At 62.2% G+C, this 20,992-nt stretch carries 10 protein-coding genes; all 10 read left to right on the top strand.

All coding sequences use genetic code 11. The features are described from left to right. Nucleotides 1-2 precede the first annotated feature (2 nt). The 10 genes from eccCb (at nucleotide 3) to D2E22_RS06740 (ending at nucleotide 20,876) form a co-directional block, all read left to right on the top strand. Nucleotides 3-3,869, top strand: coding sequence for a type VII secretion protein EccCb (gene eccCb, locus D2E22_RS06785; RefSeq protein WP_241218275.1), 3,867 nt, complete (start codon nucleotides 3-5; stop codon nucleotides 3,867-3,869). Nucleotides 3,870-3,934: 65 nt separating this feature from the next. Beyond that, entirely contained in the window at nucleotides 3,935-5,563 is a 1,629-nt protein-coding gene (locus tag D2E22_RS06780) for a S8 family serine peptidase (protein ID WP_126032344.1), read from the top strand. Between the two features lie 570 nt (nucleotides 5,564-6,133). After that, the gene (locus D2E22_RS06775; protein WP_126032343.1) at nucleotides 6,134-8,698 is read left to right on the top strand and encodes a proline-rich domain-containing protein; all 2,565 of its coding nucleotides are present in this window, start codon (nucleotides 6,134-6,136) and stop codon (nucleotides 8,696-8,698) included. A gap of 434 nt (nucleotides 8,699-9,132) precedes the next feature. Then, nucleotides 9,133-11,718 carry a transglutaminase-like domain-containing protein gene (locus tag D2E22_RS06770; protein ID WP_126032342.1) on the top strand — a complete coding sequence of 862 codons (2,586 nt, stop codon included), beginning with the start codon at nucleotides 9,133-9,135 and terminating at the stop codon, nucleotides 11,716-11,718. Nucleotides 11,719-11,915: 197 nt separating this feature from the next. Then, nucleotides 11,916-13,298: a phosphoglucosamine mutase gene (glmM, locus tag D2E22_RS06765; protein WP_126032341.1), complete on the top strand. Its 1,383-nt coding sequence runs from the start codon at nucleotides 11,916-11,918 to the stop codon at nucleotides 13,296-13,298. Nucleotides 13,299-13,340: 42 nt separating this feature from the next. Further along, entirely contained in the window at nucleotides 13,341-13,988 is a 648-nt protein-coding gene (locus D2E22_RS06760) for a peptide deformylase (RefSeq protein WP_126032340.1), read from the top strand. 290 nt (nucleotides 13,989-14,278) lie between these two features. Beyond that, complete coding sequence (locus D2E22_RS06755; protein WP_126032339.1) at nucleotides 14,279-15,637, top strand: C45 family autoproteolytic acyltransferase/hydrolase; 1,359 nt, start codon at nucleotides 14,279-14,281, stop codon at nucleotides 15,635-15,637. 36 nt (nucleotides 15,638-15,673) lie between these two features. Next, nucleotides 15,674-17,032 (top strand): C1 family peptidase, encoded by a 1,359-nt coding sequence (locus D2E22_RS06750; protein ID WP_126032338.1) that lies wholly within the window; start codon nucleotides 15,674-15,676, stop codon nucleotides 17,030-17,032. Nucleotides 17,033-17,134: 102 nt separating this feature from the next. Continuing rightward, a complete protein-coding gene (locus D2E22_RS06745; RefSeq protein WP_126032337.1) occupies nucleotides 17,135-19,258 on the top strand; it encodes an APC family permease in 2,124 nt (707 codons plus the stop codon). Nucleotides 19,259-19,379: 121 nt separating this feature from the next. Next, nucleotides 19,380-20,876: a S10 family peptidase gene (locus D2E22_RS06740; protein WP_126032336.1), complete on the top strand. Its 1,497-nt coding sequence runs from the start codon at nucleotides 19,380-19,382 to the stop codon at nucleotides 20,874-20,876. The last annotated feature ends 116 nt before the right edge of the window (nucleotides 20,877-20,992 follow it).

Genomic DNA, 20,992 nt, shown 5'->3' with positions numbered 1-20,992 from the left:
AAGTGGTGCTGCAGGTGCCGCCGGAACTCGAACCCAGTGACGGTGTGAACACGCTACTGACTTCGTTGGTGCCCATGCTGGGCGCAGTGAGCTCGATCGTCATGATGCTCATGACGAATTCCGGGTTGACGGGTCTGCTGACCGGCGGCATGTTCATGGTGTCGTCATTGGGATTCGTCGCGGTGAACGGCATGCGGCAACGGATGCAGCGCAATGCGAAACTGACTGCGGCGAGGAGGGATTATCTGACGTATCTGGCCGATCTGCGCAAGACGGTGCGTTCGGCCGGGAAACGTCAGCGCAATGCCGCGCTGTGGACGGCCCCCGCACCCACGGCCTTGGCGGGCGTCGCCGAAGAAGAGGGACGCCGGTGGGAGAGGATGCGCACCGACGATGATTTCATGACGCTGCGTTTCGGCGTGCGCGAAGAACCGTTATGCATACGGTTGGAGGCCCCCGAGCTTCCACCGCTCGCGCAGCTCGATCCTGTTTCGGCCTCGGCGTCTCAGCGGTTCATGATGTCGCATATGAATTTGAGGAATGTGCCTTACGCACATGATGTTCGTTCGTACAAGCGCATAGAGGTGCTTGGTGATTTGGGGCCATGCACATCGTTCGTGCGGGCCTTGATCTGTCAGGCGGCTGTCTGGCATGCGCCGCAGGATTTGCGTATTGTGATCGTTGCCACGCCGAAGCGCATGGACGAATGGGAATGGGCACGAACACTGCCGCACGTTGCTGTGGATCAGGACTGTCGGCATGGCATTGGAGATCCGGTGCTCATGACGACCAATCCGCATGAGGTGGATGAATTGGTGGGGGCGTCGATTACCGAACGCGGACGTTTCACGGGCAATCCCAACGATGCGGATGCGCACGTCCTGGTCGTCAATGATGGTTTTGATCTGGATGTGCTTTCCAAGGAGACGATTCTCTTCGATGAAGGCGGTTTTGAAGGCGTGACCGTCATCGACATGCCCGCATCGTGGGGGGAGCTGGAATCGAACAATGTGCTTCGTGTGCATTTCTCCGCCTCTTCGGTGGAGGAAGGGCTCAATGCCCTTGAGACCCATGACCGCGATGTCATCGAGTTGTGCTCCACCGCGATGGAGCCGATAGTTCTCCAACCGGATGCTTTGTCCATGGAAGAAGCGGCAGTGGTGGCGCAGCGCCTGAACGTGGCGATGGTTGAATCTGAAGCCGAGGAACGCAATGATGGCCAAGGTGCGAAGAGCCGTAGAAAATCTTCCGAGCTGCCTGACTTGCTGGGCATCGAGGACATTCGCCACATTGATTTCGCGAGTATGTGGGGGTATCGCACCGGGCGTGATCGCCTTAATGTGCCGATCGGACTGCATGACGATCTGACGACGGCGATGCTGGACATCAAGGAGATGGGTCAGCGCGGCATGGGTCCGCACGGCGTGCTCGTCGGCGCGACCGGTTCGGGCAAGTCGGAGGTGCTGCGCACGTTGGTGCTTTCGCTCGCCTTGAGCCATTCTCCCGATCAGCTCAATTTCGTGCTCATCGATTTCAAGGGCGGCGCGACCTTCGCCGGCATGGACGGCATGCCGCATATTTCTTCGATCATCACGAATCTCGGACGTGAGGCGTCGCTCGTCGACCGTATGGAGGACGCTTTGGACGGTGAGATCAACCGTCGCCAGGAATTGCTGCGTGATGCCGGCAATTTGGCGAACATCACCGAATACGAGGATCTGCGCGTCAACGGGGGTCGGGGCGACCTCAAGCCGTTGCCGTCGCTTGTCGTGGTGGTGGATGAGTTCTCGGAGCTGATGAAGGCGAAGCCGGACATCGTGCAGTCGTTCGTGCGCATCGGCGCGGTGGGCCGTTCGCTCGGCATCCATCTGCTCATCGCGTCGCAGCGTCTTGAGCAGGGCAAGCTGCGTGGCCTTGACGAGCATCTGTCCTACCGCATCGGTCTGAAGACGTTCTCGGCGAGCGAGTCGCGCGCCGTGCTCGGTGTGACGGACGCCTTCGAGCTGCCGAGCCTGCCGGGCATCGGCTATCTCAAGAAGCCGGACGGTACGATGTCGCGGTTCCGTGCGTCGTATGTATCAGGTGTACCGGATGGGCTTGGTGGGGATATGACGACGTTCCAGTACGCCGTCGAGCAGATGCGCGGCAAGGGCACGCCGGCACATCAGGTATGGCTGCCGCCGCTGGTTACGCCGAACACGCTCAATGAGTTCATGCCGGATCTGCAGGTCGTTGAGGGTCTGGGATTGATTTCGCCGAGTTGGCGTAAGCGAGGAACGTTGCTGGCTCCATGTGCGCTTGAGGATCGCCCGCGTGAACAGCGACGCGACGTCATGGCTGTTGACTTCTCCGGTGCGGGCGGCCATATGGCCGTTGTCGGCGGTCCGTTGAGCGGCAAGAGCATGATGCTGCGCACGATCGTCATGTCGTTGGCGCTGTCGCATACGCCATTGGAGACGCAGTTCTTCATCGTCGACTGTGGTGGCGGCACCTTCACGGCCTTCACTGATCTGGAACATGTCAGCGGCGTCGCTTCCGGCAATGAGGAGGAGCGCGTTCGGCGCACCCTTGCGCAGATCGGTGGCATCATCGACCTGCGCGAGCGGTTCTTCAAGCAGCAGCGGATCGACAGTATGGATACATATCGGCGCCTGCGTGACGCCGGGAAGATCGATGACGGCTATGGTGACGTGTTCCTCGTCATCGACGGTTGGGGCAACTTCCGCGCCGACTACGAGGAACTCGAACCAAAGGTGCAGCAGATCGTGGCGCGCGGCCTCACCTATGGCGTGCATGTGCTGCTCAGCGCGAACCGTTGGATGGAGATCCGTGCGAACATCGCCGATCTGATTGGCACGAAGCTTGAACTGCGGCTGGGTGAGCCGAGCGATTCGCAGATCGATAGGAAAGTGGCCTCGACAGTGCCGAAGGATATGCCCGGTCGTGGCGTGAGCGTCGACCGGCTGCACATGATGGCCGCATTGCCTCGCATCGATGGCGATGATGATCCGAAGACCGTGTCGAACGGAATCGCCGATCTCATCGCGAAGGTGCATGACGCGTGGAATGGTCGGCAGGGCCCCAAGCTCATGTTGTTGCCGACCAAATTGGACTACACCTCCTACATCGAACGAATCGTGGGCATGGAGAACGCCGACAGGGCATTGTCTCGTGGCGTCATGACCATTGGCGTGGACGAGAACAATCTTGCTCCCGTTTTGTTCAACTTCAATGCTGAACCCCATTGCTACTTGTTAGGCGAATCGAAGTCAGGTAAGTCTTCGTTCCTGCGCCTGATGATTCATGAAATCGAGCGGAGCTATCCGGATGGCAAGGCGAAGATCTTCATGGTCGATTACCGACGGGCGAATCTTGCCCAGATTCCAGATTCCCATCTGGGCGCGTATCTGACGAACGCGGAAATGGCCCAAAAGAGTTTTGAGGATTTGGCGGCCTTCCTCAAGACGCGCATGCCCGGCCCGGATCTGACGGCGGAACAGCTGCGGAACCGTTCCTGGTGGACGGGATCGGAAGTGTATGTGCTCGTGGACGACTACGATCTGGTCTCCACGTCATCAGGCAATCCGCTGCGCCCGCTCGTGCCATTCCTCGCGCAGGCGGCCGATGTGGGTCTGCATGTGATCCTCACCCGCCGCACCGGCGGCGCGAGCCGTGCGATGTATGACCCGGTCATTCAGGCGTGTCAGGATCTGGGCATGCCGGGCATCCTACTTTCCGGTGACCCGAACGAGGGGCAGCTGATCGGTCGCGTCAAGCCGAAGCGCGCCGTTCCGGGACGCGCACAGGTCGTCACACGAGACGAGGGGCTCTTCGTCGCACAGCTCGCCTACACGCCGTTGCGTGACTGAAAACGGCACGTGCGGGATTGTGAATTGAACAGAAACTAGCTAAGGCGAAGAGAAGGAATCGGATTATGGTGGATGAGGGTGATGGCATGCTGCGTGCGGCGTGGTGGCGTCGTGGTTTGGTGGCGGTGTGCGCCTTTGTGGCGGCTGTTGTGTTGGTGTTGGTGCCGTGTGTGCAGGCGTCGGCTGGTGAGGCTGGTTTGTGGTACATCGACGATACGGGTGTGCGTGATGCGTGGGCTCAGGGGATTACGGGCAAGGGTGTGAAGATCGCGGTGCTGGATTCGGATGTGGTATCGGATTATCCGGCGTTGGCGGATGCGGACATGTCCTACAGGCTCGTTCTGCCGAATAGCGCCACGAGATGCCATGCGGACTCGGATTTGGTTGTGGTGTTGACGGTGGAAGATCCATCGAAAAAGAGTTCGTCAGGCATTCTGTCGACGCATGGCACGGAAGCGGCGGCCATGATCGTGGGGTCGGGCAAGGGCTATGACGGCAATCCGGGCATGGTGGGCGTGGCCCCGGACGCGAGCGTCACTTCGTATCCTGTTGGCATCTCCAGATCGAGTTCCTCACTAAACGATGCAACCTGTGTGACCGATACTAATCGTGCGATAAAGCTGAAGGATGTGTTATCGGCGGCGGTTGATGATGGTGCGCGTGTGGTGAACATGTCATTTACTTCAATGCAGGATCCGGATGTGGACACGTATGTCAAGGCGTTGCGCAAGGGCGTGATCATCGTGAACGCGAGGTCGAACACGACTTTGCCGGGTGCCGATGATCTGGTGGGCGAGCCGATGGATATGACGTATTTCCCCGGCACGGTGACGGTGAGCGCTGTGGGTCCGGAAGGCAAGTTGAGCGAAGGGCCGTCGGATACGAAGGACGGCAACGTGTCGCTGGTGGCTCCGGGTGTGGACGTCGCCATTCCCGACTGGTCCGATCCCAAGGAGTTGGATGCGAACGGTAGGGGTAATTCGTTGGGGGCGTCGATGGTGGCGGGGTATGTGGCGTTGGCGATGCAGAAGTGGCCTGATGCGACGGGTAATCAGATTCTGCAGGCGTTGGTGCGTTCGACGAAGGATAATGCGTGGGGTGCGGGCAAGCTTGATCCGGAGCACAGGTACGGGTATGGGCAGCCTGATGTGGCGAAGCTGTTGTCGACGGATCCGTCGCAGTATCCGGACATCAACCCTCTGTTGGAGGCGGCGGTGACCAACAGCGACGCGCATGAGGAGACGCAGGGCATGTACACCGACCGCACCGACCCCATCTGGAAGAAGACGTTGTGGGCGGATACGCAGCCGTTCCCCGACAAGATCAATGTGCAGCGTGATGCGGTGAAGGTCGGTGTGGAGTATGAGCGTCAGAAGACGGCGTGGGCGAAGGTGGAGCAGTGCCGCAAGGACGGCGGTGCGGATTGCATGCAGTATTCGGCGACGGCGACGGCGGATGAGGCGGATGAGTTCGTGCCCAAGGAGGTCAAGCCGGGCTCGTTCACCGAGGACGACTATCTGCATGATTCTGATGAGAGTGATGGGGCGCAGGGGGCTTCCTCGGATGCGTCCGCGTCATCGCAGACTCCAGCACAATCGGTATGGGAATGGGCGTTGATCATCGTGGCGTTCGTGCTGGGACTGTTGTCCATCATTTTGATGGTCGTCTATCGTGGCGGCAGAACCGGCCGGTGACGGAGCGGAAAAGTTGGGAGCAATGGCAAGGGTGAAGCGTATGTGCTTGCGGATGCGTGCCGTGTGTGTTGCGGTGTTGGCGGTGGCGTTGGTGGTGACGCCGTCGGTGTGGGCGGTGGAGTTGGATAAGGGTGATTTGTACGGACATCTTCGCCTATAACTTCGAAGCGCTGGAGCATTCAAGCATCTACGAGCTGCAGGTGGGTAAAAACGTTGCCGGCACGGGAGATCAAGTTGAAGGAGAAGAGGCCAGCCTTGCTGGCCGGCGAGTGAAGCATGCCGTCGTCCTACTGATCATCATCGGCGCGTTTTGTCTTTACTGCATTCCCTCAATCCGAGAAGCCGTTCTATTGGATTGCCATTGTCGTAGGTTTTTTCGTGCTGATGCTCATCTACCGCTATGCTGACTGCTACGCGCAGGCCAAGTATGAGAACAAGGGGCACTTGTCGGCGGTGACAATGAGCTGGTTGAAGGGCTCTGCCATTTCGCTGACCGTGATATGCGTTCCGTCAACATTTATTTGATACGATAGCCTCCATTTCATATCTATACAGAAAGGCCGGATACGTATGGCACCGCAATTTCGCAACGATGACCGTCCGCATGGCGGTAGCGAGCCGCAACAGCCGAGTCGTCCAATCCCGCCAAGCCAGTTCCATACGCAGCAGCCGCAACCAGCTCAACCAGCGCATTCAGGTATGCCGCAGCCAGCGCCGCAACCATATCCCAACCAGTCCCAGAACGGACCGCAGCCTAACCAATACAACAACTGGTACGGCCAACACAACCAATACAGCCAGCGCGGCCCGCAAAACCCGTACCTGACAACGCTGTACCCAGCCGCACCCGCCCCAACACCGACGGCAGCCGCAATCCAGACTCAACCCAAGCGCAAGTTCGGCTGGATTATCGCGGTCATCGCCGCCGTGCTGGCCGTCGTTCTGGCCGTCACGGTGACGCTCGTCCTCAGGCGCAACGACTCTGCGCCGTCTGCAAAAGACTCTGCGCCGTCTGCAAAAGATATTGAGGAGATCTACGGCACCACGCTGACCTCGGAGCATTACGATCTGCAAAAACCCATGCTGAACGTGGCCAACAGCAAGGACTTCACAATGCACGTCACAAGCAAGGCCATTGACGGCGTCGCCAAATCCACAACGATCAACGGCTGCTCGTTTTTCTGCGTCTACACCGATCCAACGCTGAGCATGCCCGCAATGGTGAGCCACACCTTTGACCGGAAGCATGAGACGCTGCGCATGCACGGCGTGAGCCAGCCGGACGGCTCAACCGATTCGTGGCTGTCGAGCGACGTGTCAATGAACCTCGGCTTCTCCGGATTCCCGGCATATTGGCTCGTGCAATGGCGCGACGAGAACGGCGGCAAGCTCGCCAAGCCGCGCGTCACCTATTTCACGGTCAAGGACAGCCAGCGCGCCGACGTCGCCACGCCGCAGAACCTCGTCCTCGCCGTCGAAGAGGATGGTGTGCTGCGCATCTCATGGGACAAAGTGTCCGGCGCCAAAGGGTACCGACTGCATGTCTTCCAGCAAAACACCGCCCATGACCTCATGCTGGACAAGGTCCTTGTTGACACAGACAAGACCTCCATCCGGATGGATGAGTTCGACGACATCAAGAAATGCGGCGGACTGGGCCAGAAGGAGTGCACGGTGGATGACAGATCCTCAACGCGCAACGGATCTCTAGGCTCGCTCGTGTCCCAGAGCGAGGACGGCGCCATGCATTGCAAGGCTTCCAAGGAGCTCGATCTTGACGAGGCTTACTGCAGTGACTACGACCTCAAGGAGCTCTACGGTGGAGACCAGGAGCTGGCGGACAAATTCATGACGCAGTTCGACCCCCAGATGGATGTGTCAAATGGCTGGATCGGTGTCACTGCCCTCGATGACGACAACCACGAGTCCTATGTTGCCGCCAAGTCTTTGGAGCCGCTGAAATCCAGCATCGTCATTGGCGAGGCTACATGGACGAACCGCAAGATTGACAGCATAGTGAAGATCGGCACGCCGTGGGGCACATTGAACGATGAGACCAAGCGTATGCGTGCCAAATACTACGTCACCATGCTTGACGGCTATGTGCATGAGATCTACGAGGATTGCAGCCAGGACACGCTCAAGGACAGTAGCTTGCAGGAATACGAGTGCAAGGTTCCTGGCACATGGTTCACCAATCTTCGCTTCTTCCAGGACGAGGGGGATTACCACCAGTACTCCCAGCAGGTCGCTGCGTTCAAGCGCAGCGAGCCCAAGACCGGCCTGGCCAACAGCGCATTGGTCAAAGCCGTAGGCGAGGCCAAGGCCATCGACAGCAAGCCGCTTGGCCAGAACGGCGTGGAGAAGTACAAACCTTTCGGCTCGACCCCTTATGTGCGCTATGTGGCCGAGAACATGCTGGCCATGCACGAGAGTATCGATGTCAGCGAATACGCCTCGTCGCCATCTGCGCCAACCATTGATATGGTCGTGGAAGAGGCCCTCGGCCAAAACGCCTATCTGTACGCTATGCGAGGCGCTGGCGCCGACGGCATGCGTTTTGACTGCCGAAACGACGGCGATCGCTCTGTGCTTGTCGTTGAATACGCAGAAAACGCGAAAACGCGACGCGACGAGCTATACACCGCCGTCATGGACGCGGCCGAAGAGATCAACGCGGACAATGATGCCGATCGCGTCAAACAGATCGAGAACCTCTTGGCGGCAAGGGCCGAATACGATTACGAGGCTTTCGACGACTCGAAACAGCTCGGCTACGTCGAAGCGGTCACGCGCCATCCAAGGTCCTGGGGCGGTGGCGTGCTGCTCGACGGCAAAGGCGTGTGCGCGTCATATGCGACCTGCTTTGACGCCATAGCCGATCAGGTGGGGCTGACATCGCTGACGGTGATCGGCTTCGTCGAGTCAAAAGACGCGATGTCTCATATGTGGAACCGCGTGCAGATCGACGGCACCTGGATGGATACCGACCCCACTTGGGATGATGATGGCGATCATGCGGGAAGCGCGTACCAGCTCAAACGAGCCAACGGTCTGGATTTACACGACACGTTCGCAAGCGGAGGATGGATGCTCGCAAGCAGTATGGCGGCATATGGCGGCTCTGGCGAGTGACCACGGCACAACCGCTCGCCGAATCCCGCAACCCCATTTGTTCACCTCTGGCTATTTCCATCACACAACCATGAAGGTGCCCAAGAAGCAATGATTGCGCTGCTTTCGAACACTGTGGATATCGACGCGAAGCGGGAGGAACCTGAGTATGCGGAGGCGGTCGAGTTTATCGAAAGCCTTGATGATCAATCATCCGCGCCCCATACAGGGACGCGATGACCAACAGGCGATTCACATACATGATGCAATCGAACACAGTAGCGAAGCAGAAGTAAGGGGTTTCCATGACCTATCCGCCGCAATACCCGTATCCGGGCTCCGGAGAACAAGGACCGAAACGCGGACCTCGGATTCCGCGTGGCCGGAGTCGGTCGGCGCGTCAAACTGCCGCCAAACCCGCATTAGGGACGCCTACGAAGATCGTCGTCGCGATTTTGGCGGCTGTCATCGCCGTGCTGTCGGTCATGGCCGTCATGACGACGGTCGATCTGTGGTCGAAGGCGATCAGCAATGAGACAGCCTACGGCACGCAGCTGAGCGCCGACCACTATGATCTGCAACATCCGCTGATCGATCTCGATCCCAAACAGGAATTCACGATGACGGTGAGCCCTACGGTCGATCGGCAGCTTCGTGAGCGTTCCGACGCATGGGGATGCACGTTCCTGTGCGTCTACGCCGATGCCGACCTCACGCTTCCCGTCAACCTCAAGCACAAGATGCGTACCATGAGTAGCACGTCTTCGCGCCATAATCGCGGTAAGTCCAGAACATATGATCTGGTCGTCAACGGCAATGAGATAGGCGGATGGGGCGGTTACGGGCAGTACTGGCTCGTGCAATGGAAGGACGGTGACGGCGAAGCGCTTGCCAAGCCGAAGGTGACGTACTTCACCGTGGAAGACAAGCGCGGCGCCGCATTGGACAAGCCTCGCAATCCCATATTGTCGGTCGGCGAGGACGGCATCGTGACCGTCTCATGGGATGCGGTCGACGGCGCGAAGGCGTACCGCGTGCAGCGAATCACATACAATCCCATCCACGACATCTACGAGACGGCTTCGCTCGCCGATACCGATGCGACGTCGCTGCGCATGGACTCCTACGACACAGACGGACCGTGTGGGGAGGACGGGCAGCCGCAATGCGACGCCGAAGAACAGGCGCGAGACATGAACGATAGCCTTGACGGTCTGGTCGAGCAAAGCGAGGACGAGGCGACGGAATGCGCCGACGCCGACGCGGATACCTCGGAATACCTCACGTGTCTGAGCTGGAGCATACCCAATGGATATTCCAGAGAGCAGATGGATCAGTTGCAGCGGCAGTTCGACCCGGCGATGGACGTGTCCCGAGGCTGGATCGGCGTCATGGCGCTTGACGAGCAGAAGCATGAATCGCCGCTCAGCATCGTCTCGTTGGATTCGGTCGCGGCCGATGTGCCCATCGACGAGGCGACGTACGCCAACGTGGCCGCCAAGGCCGTGCTCTCACAACGAAACGTCGCCAGAAGCTCATTGGACGAAGAGACGCAACGGGCGGCCGCAACATACCATGTGACGATGCTGAACGGGCGTACGAAGGCGATTTACAAGGAATGCCGGCAGAAGGACCCGGAACGCTACGACGAGGCGATCGCGGCGGCGATCGGCATCCAGGCGACATGCACGGTGCCGGGCACGAAATACACGACGGAGGAATGGTTCCAAAGCGTCAAGGACCTCGAGCATTATCAGGACAAAGTCGCCGCATGGAACAGGACCCAGACCTCGACGCTGCTGCAACCGGCCATCGCGAGGACGTCGGAGGCTGCCGGCGCCGTGGACAGCCGGCCCATCGGCGGCAACGGCGTGGAACAATACAAACCCTTCGGCTCGTCGGAGTACGCGCGTTACATCGCCGAGAACCTGCTCGCGATGCATACGAACATCGACATCACGCAATACGCCGACGTCCGCAGCGCGCCGGGCTGGACGGACGTCGTCGAGGAGGTGCTTGTCCAGAACCCGTATCTGAGGGTCATGGCCGGCGCCGACCTCAGCGGCATCGCGTTCGCACAGACGGATCAGGACGGCAGCCAGATCCTGCATGTGCACTACGACCCGCAGGCGCAATCCAGACGTGACGCCTTCCATACGCGTGTCATGCAGGCGGCCGCCGAGATCACCGCCGGTCCCACGAGTGAAGGCGCAGCGCAGATCGAAGCGTATCTGGCGCGGCATGCGGCGCCGGACGCCGACGCCTCGGCCGCATACATGTCCGGCGCGAGCCTTGCGAGTCTCGCCAAGGACCATCCCGACGCATGGACCGATGGCGCCCTGACGACAGGCAAAGGCACGGACAGCTCATATGCGCTGTGCTTCGACGCGATCGCCGACCAGATCGGCCTGTCCTCCGTCCTCGTGACCGGATGGATGGCGGGCGGTCCGCACATCTGGAACCGTGTGCTGCTGGACGGTCAGTGGCGGGACATCGACGCCGCTCGTGACGACGCCGGCGATCATGCGACGGACACCTACCGGTTGAAGGACGCGAACACGCTCGACGGCCATACGACCGATACGCGTTGGCTGCTGCACGCATCCATCGACTCCTGCGGAGGCACCGGCAGCAAGCTGGAGGGCGATGACTACCAAACCGCGTTCGCCGACCTCTATGACGCCGCGAAGCCGCCGCAGCACACCTCCGGGCCGTCCTGGACCGTGCCGTCGCTGCCGCCGCGTCTCGCTCTGGAGATCATGGCGATCGCATACCTCGCGTTCACGATCCGCTTCATCCTCGAACGCCGCAAGGGCGGCGCTGCGGCCAGGCAGGCGTTCCGCAGACGCATGGTGGCGCTGGCTTTGGCCGCCATATGCTTCTCGGTGGGGTTCTGCAAGTACGGCGACATGAGCAATACGCGCGGCATCGTCGCGCTGCTCGTCGCGCTGGCCGTCCCGCCGCTGGCGGCCTTGTGGTCGAAACCCGATGCTGAGGACGACGATCGCCACACCTTGAGGCGCATGCGGCGCCGTGGATGATTCCGTCCTGACGGCGCGAGCCGCCGGGACGGAATCATTGCCCCCGCCACCCGAGGCGTCCTCAACCGCATGCCTTTCGCCGCCCACGGCAAACGCCGAGGGCGCAGCGGGCGGGTGCAGTAGAATCGTGCACGTATGGTCCGGTCGCGGATAATCGGCCGGATCGGTGGTCTGATGCATATCAAGTGAGGATGAATATGCCACGTATGTTTGGAACCGACGGTGTCCGCGGCCTTGCCAATCGTGATCTGACGGCGCAGCTCGCGCTCGACCTGGGGGACGCGGCCGTGCGCGTGCTCGGCGACGACTCCCCGAAACCCGACCAGAAGGCGGGACGCCGGCGCGCATTGATCGGCCGCGACACGCGCGTCTCCGGCGACTTCCTTTCGAACGCGCTCGCCGCGGGCATGTCCGCAGGCGGCTTCGACGTCATCGACGCGGGCATCATCCCGACGCCGGGCGTCGCGTATCTGACGAGCGTGCTCAACGTCGAGATGGGCGCCGTCATCTCCGCCTCGCACAACCCGATGCCGGACAACGGCATCAAGTTCTTCGCGCGCGGCGGCTTCAAGCTGCCCGACGCGAAGGAGGACGAGATCGAAGCCGTGCTCGGCCAGGACTGGGAACGGCCCACCGGCGCCGGAGTCGGCCGCGTCAGCCACGACTCGAACACGGCGACGAACATGTACATCGACCATCTCGTCGCCACCGTCGCGCCGATCGTCGACGGCACGCAGACGAAGCCGCTCAAGGGACTCAAAGTCGTCGCCGACTGCGCGAACGGCGCGACCTCGGTCGTCGCCCCGGAGGCGCTGCGCCGCGCCGGCGCCGACGTCATCGTCATCAACGCGTCCCCCGACGGCTACAACATCAACAAGAACGCCGGATCGACGCACCCCGAGCAGCTGCAGGCGATGGTCAAGGCCTCCAACGCCGACCTCGGCGTCGCGTTCGACGGCGACGCCGACCGCTGCCTCGCCGTAGACGAGGACGGCACGCTCGTCAACGGCGACCAGATCATGGGCATCCTCGCACGCGCCAAGCAGCGCGAAGGCAAACTCAACCACGACACGCTCGTCGTGACGGTGATGAGCAACCTCGGCCTCAAACTCGCGCTCAAGGAGATGGGCATCCGCACCGTGCAGACGAACGTCGGCGACCGCTACGTGCTCGAGGAGATGCTGCGCGGCGACTACAGCCTCGGAGGCGAACAGTCCGGCCACGTCATCAACCGCGAGTTCGCGACGACCGGCGACGGCACGCTGACCGCGCTGACGCTGTGCAAGGAGATCGTCGATTCGGGACGCTCCCTCAAGAGCCTCGCCGCCGACTTCCCGCAGCTGCCGCAGCAGCTCATCAACGTGCCGAACGTCGACAAGATGGCCGCGAAGACGAACCAGGCGGTCCTCGACGCCATCGCGCGCGAGGAGGCCCTGCTCGGCGACGCCGGCCGTGTGCTGCTGCGCCCGTCGGGCACCGAGCCGCTCGTGCGCGTCATGGCGGAGGCCGCGACCCAGGAGCAGGCGGACGAGGTCACCGCGCGCCTCGCGCAGGTCGTCGCCGACGAACTCGCGCTGTGAACCGGCGTACGCATCATCATCGGAACCCGAAAGAGGAGGACAATGTTCGGAACGAACAAGCGCGTGGACATCGCGCTCAACAGGGACGTGGAACGACTGCTTAAGTCGGCGGAACACGGCGTGCTGCCGATCGTCGAGGCGGGCGAACCCGTCCTGCGCGCGCAGTGCGTGCGCTACGACGGCCAGCTGAGCAGGCACACGTTGACGAAGCTCATCGAGACGATGCGCACGACGATGCTCGACGCGCCCGGCGTCGGCCTCGCGGCGACGCAGATCGGCCTCAACCTCGCGCTCGCCGTCGTCGAGGACCATGCGGACGCCGACGACGATCCGCGTGAGATCGCCGAATTCCCGTTCCATGCGATCATCAACCCGTCGTACACGCCGGTCGGGGAGGAGACGCGCTCGTTCTACGAAGGCTGCCTGAGCGTCGAAGGCTACCAGGCGGTGCGCAGGCGCTGGCTCGACATCATCGCCCGCTGGCACGACGAGGACGGCAAGCCGCACGAGGAGCGGCTGCACGGCTGGCCGGCGCGCATCTTCCAGCATGAGACCGACCATCTGAGCGGCGAGCTGTACATCGACAAGGCCGAGATCCGCAGCCTGACGACGACCGAGAACCTCGAGGACTTCTGGTGCGAGGACCCGGTGCCCAGCGAAGCGGCGAAGGTGCTCGGATTCGACCTGTGAGCGCTTGCGCCCCGACGCTTGGACGGCGGCCTCCACACGCGACGCGAGTGGAGGCCGCCGTCCGACACGGCGCATAATTGGTGGCGATGACGCCGCCGCAACCGTTTTCCGGTGCCGGAATTATTTCGAAAGCGGAATATTTTTTCAAATAAGCTCGAAAAACTCCGTTTTTCCGTCTTTTGCGCATGTCGACGGAAGAAAATGTTATGCCCTGATGAAAACACCGCCGCCCGTCACGACCGCGAACCTAACGTATGCCTTAACGCACAACGAAAGGACGGCGATCAATCATGACGGAGCTTACCGACGCGCAACGCGCGGCGCTTGCCAAGGCCGAGCGGAAGGACATCAACGGCTGGCATTACATCACGGTGCAGGGGGAGCCGTACGAGATCGGATTCGAACACGGCTACCTGCTCGTAGACGAATTCAAGGACGCGATCCGCGTCTACACCCATATGACGCTCGAGACGATGGGCATGGATTATTCGTTCTTCGTCGAACAGGCCGTCAAGCTGCACAAGGACAAGATCCCGCAGGAGTACCTCGAGGAGATGCAGGGGATGGCGGACGGCTTCACCGCCGGCGGCTTCCCGACGACGCTCGACGACGTGATCGGCTGGAACGCATGGATGGAGCTGACCGGCTACTGGTGGCCGCAGGTCGCCGCGCAGTATTCGAACAACCCGCCGATGGGCCCGAAGGGCTCGCACTGCACCGGGTTCGTCGCCACCGGCTCCGCCACCGTGGACGGACGCCCGGTCATCGCGCATGAAAGCTTCGACGACTTCTGGAGCGGCCAGTACTTCAACGTCTGCGAAATGATCAAGCCAGCGCACGGCTATGCGATGAAGATGCAGACGATCCCCGGCTACATCAGCTCGATGACCGATTTCTACGTGACCTCCGCGGGCCTCGGCATCACCGAGACGACGCTCGCGGGCTTCGTCGGCTACGACGTGGACGGCATCCCCGAATACGTGCGGTCGCGCAAGGCCTCTCAATACGCGAAGACGATCGACGAATGGGTCGAGATCGAGAACGACGGCAACAACGGCGGCTACACGAACATCTGGATGCTCGTGGACGCCAACACGAACGAGATCGCGCGCTACGAGCAGGGACTCAAGCACCAGGAGCTGCTGCGCACGAAGGACGGCTGGTTCTACGGCTGCAACGCCGCGCACAATCCGCGCATCCGCAACCTCGAATGCGTCGACAACGGCTACAACGACCCGCGCCAGCAGACCGGCGGCCGCCGCACGCGCCTCGAACGGCTGATGCCCGAGGTCGCCGGACATATCGACGACGACATGGCCAAGAAGATCCTCGCCGACAAGTTCGACCCGTATCTGGGATACGAGTGCGCGAGCTCGCGCGACATCTGCGCGCATTACGACGTCGATCCGCAGTACTACGCCGACGATCCGCATGGCGTGTGGAACGTGCCGTTCTTCCCGGGCGGTTCGTGCGACGGCAAATGCGCGGACGGCGAGGACATCGCGAACATGAGGATGTGGGGCATCTTCGGGCGCGCGGACGGCGAGCCCTTCGACGCGGACGCGTTCATGGCGCAGCATCCGCAGTGGAACTGGCAGCAGGGCTATCTCAAGAGCCGCCCGAGCCAGCCCTGGACTTTGTTCGAGTAAGGAAACCAAGGAAAAGGTTAGCAGAAAGGATCCATCATGGAACTAACCAAGGAAGATCTGTCGAAGATGGCAGAGGCCTACAGAAAGGACGCCGCCCAGCAGATCGCCGAGCAGGCCGTCAAGAACAACGGCATCCATGCCTCGAGCGAGTGCGAGAACGTCGTCGTCACCAAGAACAACTTCGTGTTCTCGGTGGACGTGGACGACGAAGCCGTCGCCAACCAGCGCCAGTCCGGCCGCTGCTGGATGTATTCGGCGCTCAATTTCCTGCGCTTCCACATGGAGAAGAAGCTCAAGCTGCCGAAGGGCAGCTTCCAGCTGTCCCAGGCCTACAACTTCTTCTACGACAAGCTCGAGAAGGCCAACTTCTTCATGGAGAACATGGTCAAGTACGCCGGCAGCGACCTTGACGACCGCCGCATCGACTTCCTGCTCGCCACGCCGCAGCAGGACGGCGGCGACTTCGACCCGATCGTCGCGCTCGTCGAGAAGTACGGCGTCGTGCCCGAGGAGGCGATGCCGGAGACGGCCGTCACGAAGAACTCCTCCGAACTGGACTCGCTGCTCAACCGCATGCTGCGCGAGGACGCGTACACGCTGCGCACGATGGTCGCCGAAGGCAAGTCGGACGCCGACCTCGACGCCGCGCGCCGGCGGATGCTCTCCGACATCTACCGCGTGCTGTGCGTGAGCTTCGGCGAACCGCCGAAGACGATCGACTTCGTCTACCGCGACACCGACAAGCACTACCATGCGGACCGCGGCCTGACCCCGCTCGAGTTCTACAAGAAGTACCTGGGCGACGTCAAGTTCGAGGACTGCATCGGCGTCATCAACCTGCCGGTTGAGGGCATGGAATACAACCGGTCCTATGAGATCGACATGACCGGCGAGGTGCTCGGCTCCAAGCGCCGCTGCCGCTACGTCAACGTGCCGATCGACGTGATGAAGCAGGCCGTGATCAGGCAGCTCAAGGCCGGCGAACCGGTGTGGTTCGGCTGCGACGTGCTGCAGGACTCCGACTTCCAGAAGGGCATCATGGCCCTCAACCTCTACGACGTGCAGAAGATGATGGGCCTCGAGTTCAAGCTCGACAAGGGGCAGCGCTTCCAGTACGACCAGAGCATGCCGACCCACGCGATGATGATCGCCGGCGTCGACCTGGACGCGGACGGCAACCCGCTGCGCTGGAAGGTCGAGAACTCGTGGGGCACCACCGCGCACAACAAGCCGGTCGGCCATGAAGGCTACTTCATCATGGACGACTCGTGGTTCACCGAATACAACTACGAGGTCGCCATCCGCCGCGAATACCTGCCGGACGACGTCGTGAAGGCCTACGACAGCGAGCCGCGGATCCTGCCGTACTGGAACACCTTCAATCCGGAACCGTGATGCCTCGAGGCCTACACGGGTCCCGTCCATAACCGATGGCGCATCGCCGCCGCCCGGCCCCGGCCGGGCGGCGCGGCGCATGGACGTAAGTCAGGGAAAAACATGAGTGATAACACGAAATCCAAATCGGGCGCCGTAGTCAAGGGCGCCAAGGGAGGCGCCGGCAACCTTACGACGCTGGCGCTGATCATGATGAACGTCACCGTGATCGCCGGTCTCGCCAACGACGTGCAGCAGTCGTTCTACGGGCTCTCCTCAGTAACCTTATTCCTGCTCGGCGGTCTGCTGTTCTTCCTGCCGACGGGCCTTGTGGCGGCCGAGCTCGCATCCGGCTGGAGCCAGCGCGGCGGCATCTTCCGCTGGGTCGGCGAAGGCATCGGCGTGTTCCCGGCGATCGCCTGCCTGCTGATCCTGTGGTTCCAGACCACCTTCACCTTCGGCTCCGGCATCCCGTCGATGTCCGCGACGATCGGCTTCTTCACGACGAAGTACGACTGGGCCGTCGACTTCGCGAAGAACTCGCACACCTGGAAGGTGACGCTGCCGATCATGATCGGCTGGCTCGCCTACTACTGGTTCTGCTGCTTCCTCGCGACGAAGGGCGTCAAGACCTTCAGCAAGATCGCCCAGTACGGCGTCATCCTCGGCACCTTCCTGCCGCTCGGCGTCATGACGATCCTCGCCGTCGTGTGGCTGTGCCAGGGGCATGCCCCCGCCATCGACATGGCGCCGAGCGCGCTGGTGCCCAAGTGGGAGGGCATGTCGACCCTCGCGTTGGCCGCGGGTGTCTTCTTCTCCTTCGCCGGCATCGACATGAACGCCGCCCACATCAAGGACCTGAAGAAGCCGAACAAGCAGTTCCCGCTCGCGATCTTCGTCTCGATGATCCTCGCGCTGCTCATCTTCATCGTCGGCACGCTGATCATCGCGATGGTGATTCCGAACAAGCAGATCAACCTGCTGTACACGCTGTTCGCCACCTACCGCGCGCTCGGCGCGACGATTGGCTTCCCGGACCTCTATCTGGTGTTCTGCTGGCTCGGCATGCTCAACAGCTTCGCCGCGCTGATCACGAACCTCGCCGGGCCGTCCTACATGCTCGGCCAGGCCGGACGCTCCGGCTTCCTGCCGAAGTTCCTGCAGAACAACAACAAGCACGGCATGCCGAGCCGCCTGATGTACACGCAGATGGCGCTGATGACGGTCATCGCGTTCATCGTGTTCCTGCTGCCGAACGTCGAGGGCTTCGTCGCGCTCATCACGCAGGCGATCACGATCCTGTACCTGGCCTACTACGTGCTCATGTTCATCGCGTTCCTGCGCCTGCGCTACCAGCAGCCGAACCGTCCGCGCGGCTTCAGGGTCCCCGGCGGCATGGCCGGCGCATGGATCGTGGCGGGCATCGGCATCATCGCATCGGTCTTCGGCATCGTGCTCGCGTTCTACCCGCCGGCGCAGCTGAAGGCCGAGGTCGGCTCCGGCGCCACCTACGATCTGATCATCATCGGCCTGCTCGCCTTCGTGTTCATCGCCTGCGTGCTCATCTACCGCGCGTCGCGCAAGCATGACTGGGCCGATCCGACGAACCAGTTCGCCCCCTTCACCTGGCAGATCGAAGGCCTGAAGAAGCCGGCGAAGGCGCTGTCCAACATCCCGACCGCGCTGCTGTCCGAAGGCCAGAACCCGATGGGCCTGCCGATCAAGAAGCATTACGACAAGGACGAGATGATGACGGACCTGCCCACCGGCAAGGATCCCAATCAGGGCGAGGCGGCCGCCGCGCTGCTCAAGCAGCAGGGCATCACCGAACCGTCCGAGCCGGCCAAGGTCGCATTGGTCGGCGACCCGACCGTCGGCGTCAAGACGGTGTCCTACGAAGCGCAGCCCGTGCACACGAACGTCGCCGGCGACATGATCCCGAAGCCCGCGGCGGCCGACGTCGCCGCGGCGCCGGTGCCCGCCGACGCGGCCGCCGACGCGCGCCGCGCCCAGACCGAGGCGCAGGTGGCCAGCCGAAACGCCCGGGAGTACCACGACGAAGCCGTGGCGCTCGCCAACGAGGCGAAGGACGATGCGACGCTGTCGCACGACGCCCACGCCGTCCAGGTGGACGAGGCCGAAGCGCATGAGGCGCAGGACGCGGTCAAGCCCATCGATTCAGTCGACGCCGCCCAGGCGGCCGATCCGACCAAGCCGGCCTCCGGCACCTCGCAGCCCAAGCGCTGAGAGACGCCGCGGCGCATGGCGTATGCGGCCGGCATCGCGGCCGGCCGCATACGCCGCCAATATCCGTCGGCGCAGGCGCGGATCCCGCCGCGCATGCGCCGCATCCCAAAGGAGCATTGTCATGGCAGAAGCCAATGAAACCAAGAGCGAAACAACGCAGACCGACCAGAAGAAGCCGCTTGAGCCGCTTCCGGCCACGGCCAGCAAGGACTACGTCTGGAAGGGTCCGGACGGCGCGTCGATCAACTACACGGCCACCGCGGAGATGATCCCGGTGCGCGCCGAGGACGGCACGATGATCGGCCACATGTTCATGTTCTCGCAGGTCTCGAACGACGAGGACAAGTCCGACCGCCCGGTCACGTTCCTGTGGAACGGCGGCCCCGGTGGCGCGTCCTACATGGTCAACATCGGCGGCATGGGCGCCAAGCGCGTCAAGACGGACGGCATGGCGCACCTCACCGGCGTCGGCGAGGTCGAGGACAATCCGTATTCGCTGCTGCCGAGCTCGGACCTCGTGTTCATCGACGCGTTCGGCACCGGCTACTCGCATGTCGACCCGAACTACGATGCGAAGAAGGTGTGGGGGGTCGATGGCGACGCCGACGCGTTCACGCGCGGCATCATCGCATGGCTCACCAAGTACGGCCGCATGAACAGCCCGCACTACCTGTACGGCGAATCCTACGGCACGATGCGCAACGCCGTCGTCTACCGCATGCTCGGCGAGCACGGCGTGGGCGTCGCCGGCGTGACCGAACAGTCGACGATCCTCGACTACGAGCCGACGCTCTCCGGCGAGGACGACTACTATATGGGCATGTTCCCGGTGTACGCGGCCACCGCCAACTACTTCAAGAAGGCCGGCGTGGGCGTCGACCAGTACGAGTGGTACGACAAGGCCTTCGACTACGCGAACGACACGCTCGCGCGCGCCCTGACGCTCGCCGACGCGCTGCCGGCGGACGAGATGAAGAGGATCGCCGGCGAGATGAGCGGGTTCATCGGCCTGCCGGCCGACTTCATCGAGGAAAAGGGCCTGCGCATCGAGCTCGACACGTTCCGCAAGAACCTGCTCAAGGACGAAGGAGAGACGACCGGCCGCTACGACACCCGCTTCACCACCTACGGCTACCAGGACGTGCAGGGCGACAACGAGTTCTTCGCCGGCGAGGATCCGTCCTACGACGCGATCAACGCCGCCTACCTCGACGTCTACATGAAGATGCTCGGGGACATGGGCTTCAAGGGCTACGAGAACTACGAGGGCCTGTCGCTCAAGGTCAACTCGAGCTGGAACTGGACGCACCAGGCGCCGGGCACGATGGGCTCGCCCCAGGTGCCGAACGTGGCCTACGACCTGGCGACCGCTCTGCGCCGCAACCCGACGAGCCGCATCTGCGTGCTCGGCGGCATCCACGACGCCGCGACGCCGTACTGGAACGTGCGCCACGACATCAACAAGCTGTTCCTGCCGCAGGCGCTCAAGGACCGCATCGAATACCATCTGCATTCGAACGGCCACATGCTCTACTGCGACGAGGTGGCGCTCGCCGCGGCCGGCCCCGAGCTCAAGGCCTTCTACGACAAGCGCCATGAGGATCAGGCCGCGCAGTGAGGCCTGAGCGCTTCCCCATGACGGGTCCCTTGTGCCGGCCGGCGCGGTGAACGCGTCCGGTCGAATATGAAGCCGGTGCCGACGCCTGATGGCGTCGGCACCGGCTTCATCGTATC

The sequence above is a fragment of the Bifidobacterium castoris genome (assembly GCF_003952025.1).
GTDB lineage: Bacteria > Actinomycetota > Actinomycetes > Actinomycetales > Bifidobacteriaceae > Bifidobacterium > Bifidobacterium castoris.
This window is presented reverse-complemented; position numbering and strand designations above follow the sequence as displayed.

Excerpts from the sequence above, each read along its gene's own strand:
- D2E22_RS06780 (WP_126032344.1), top strand. The coding sequence starts at position 3,935 with ATGGTGGATGAGGGTGATGGCATGCTGCGTGCGGCGTGGTGGCGTCGT.
- D2E22_RS06775 (WP_126032343.1), top strand. The coding sequence starts at position 6,134 with ATGGCACCGCAATTTCGCAACGATGACCGTCCGCATGGCGGTAGCGAG.
- glmM (WP_126032341.1), top strand. The coding sequence starts at position 11,916 with ATGCCACGTATGTTTGGAACCGACGGTGTCCGCGGCCTTGCCAATCGT.
- D2E22_RS06760 (WP_126032340.1), top strand. The coding sequence starts at position 13,341 with ATGTTCGGAACGAACAAGCGCGTGGACATCGCGCTCAACAGGGACGTG.
- D2E22_RS06755 (WP_126032339.1), top strand. The coding sequence starts at position 14,279 with ATGACGGAGCTTACCGACGCGCAACGCGCGGCGCTTGCCAAGGCCGAG.
- D2E22_RS06750 (WP_126032338.1), top strand. The coding sequence starts at position 15,674 with ATGGAACTAACCAAGGAAGATCTGTCGAAGATGGCAGAGGCCTACAGA.
- D2E22_RS06745 (WP_126032337.1), top strand. The coding sequence starts at position 17,135 with ATGAGTGATAACACGAAATCCAAATCGGGCGCCGTAGTCAAGGGCGCC.
- D2E22_RS06740 (WP_126032336.1), top strand. The coding sequence starts at position 19,380 with ATGGCAGAAGCCAATGAAACCAAGAGCGAAACAACGCAGACCGACCAG.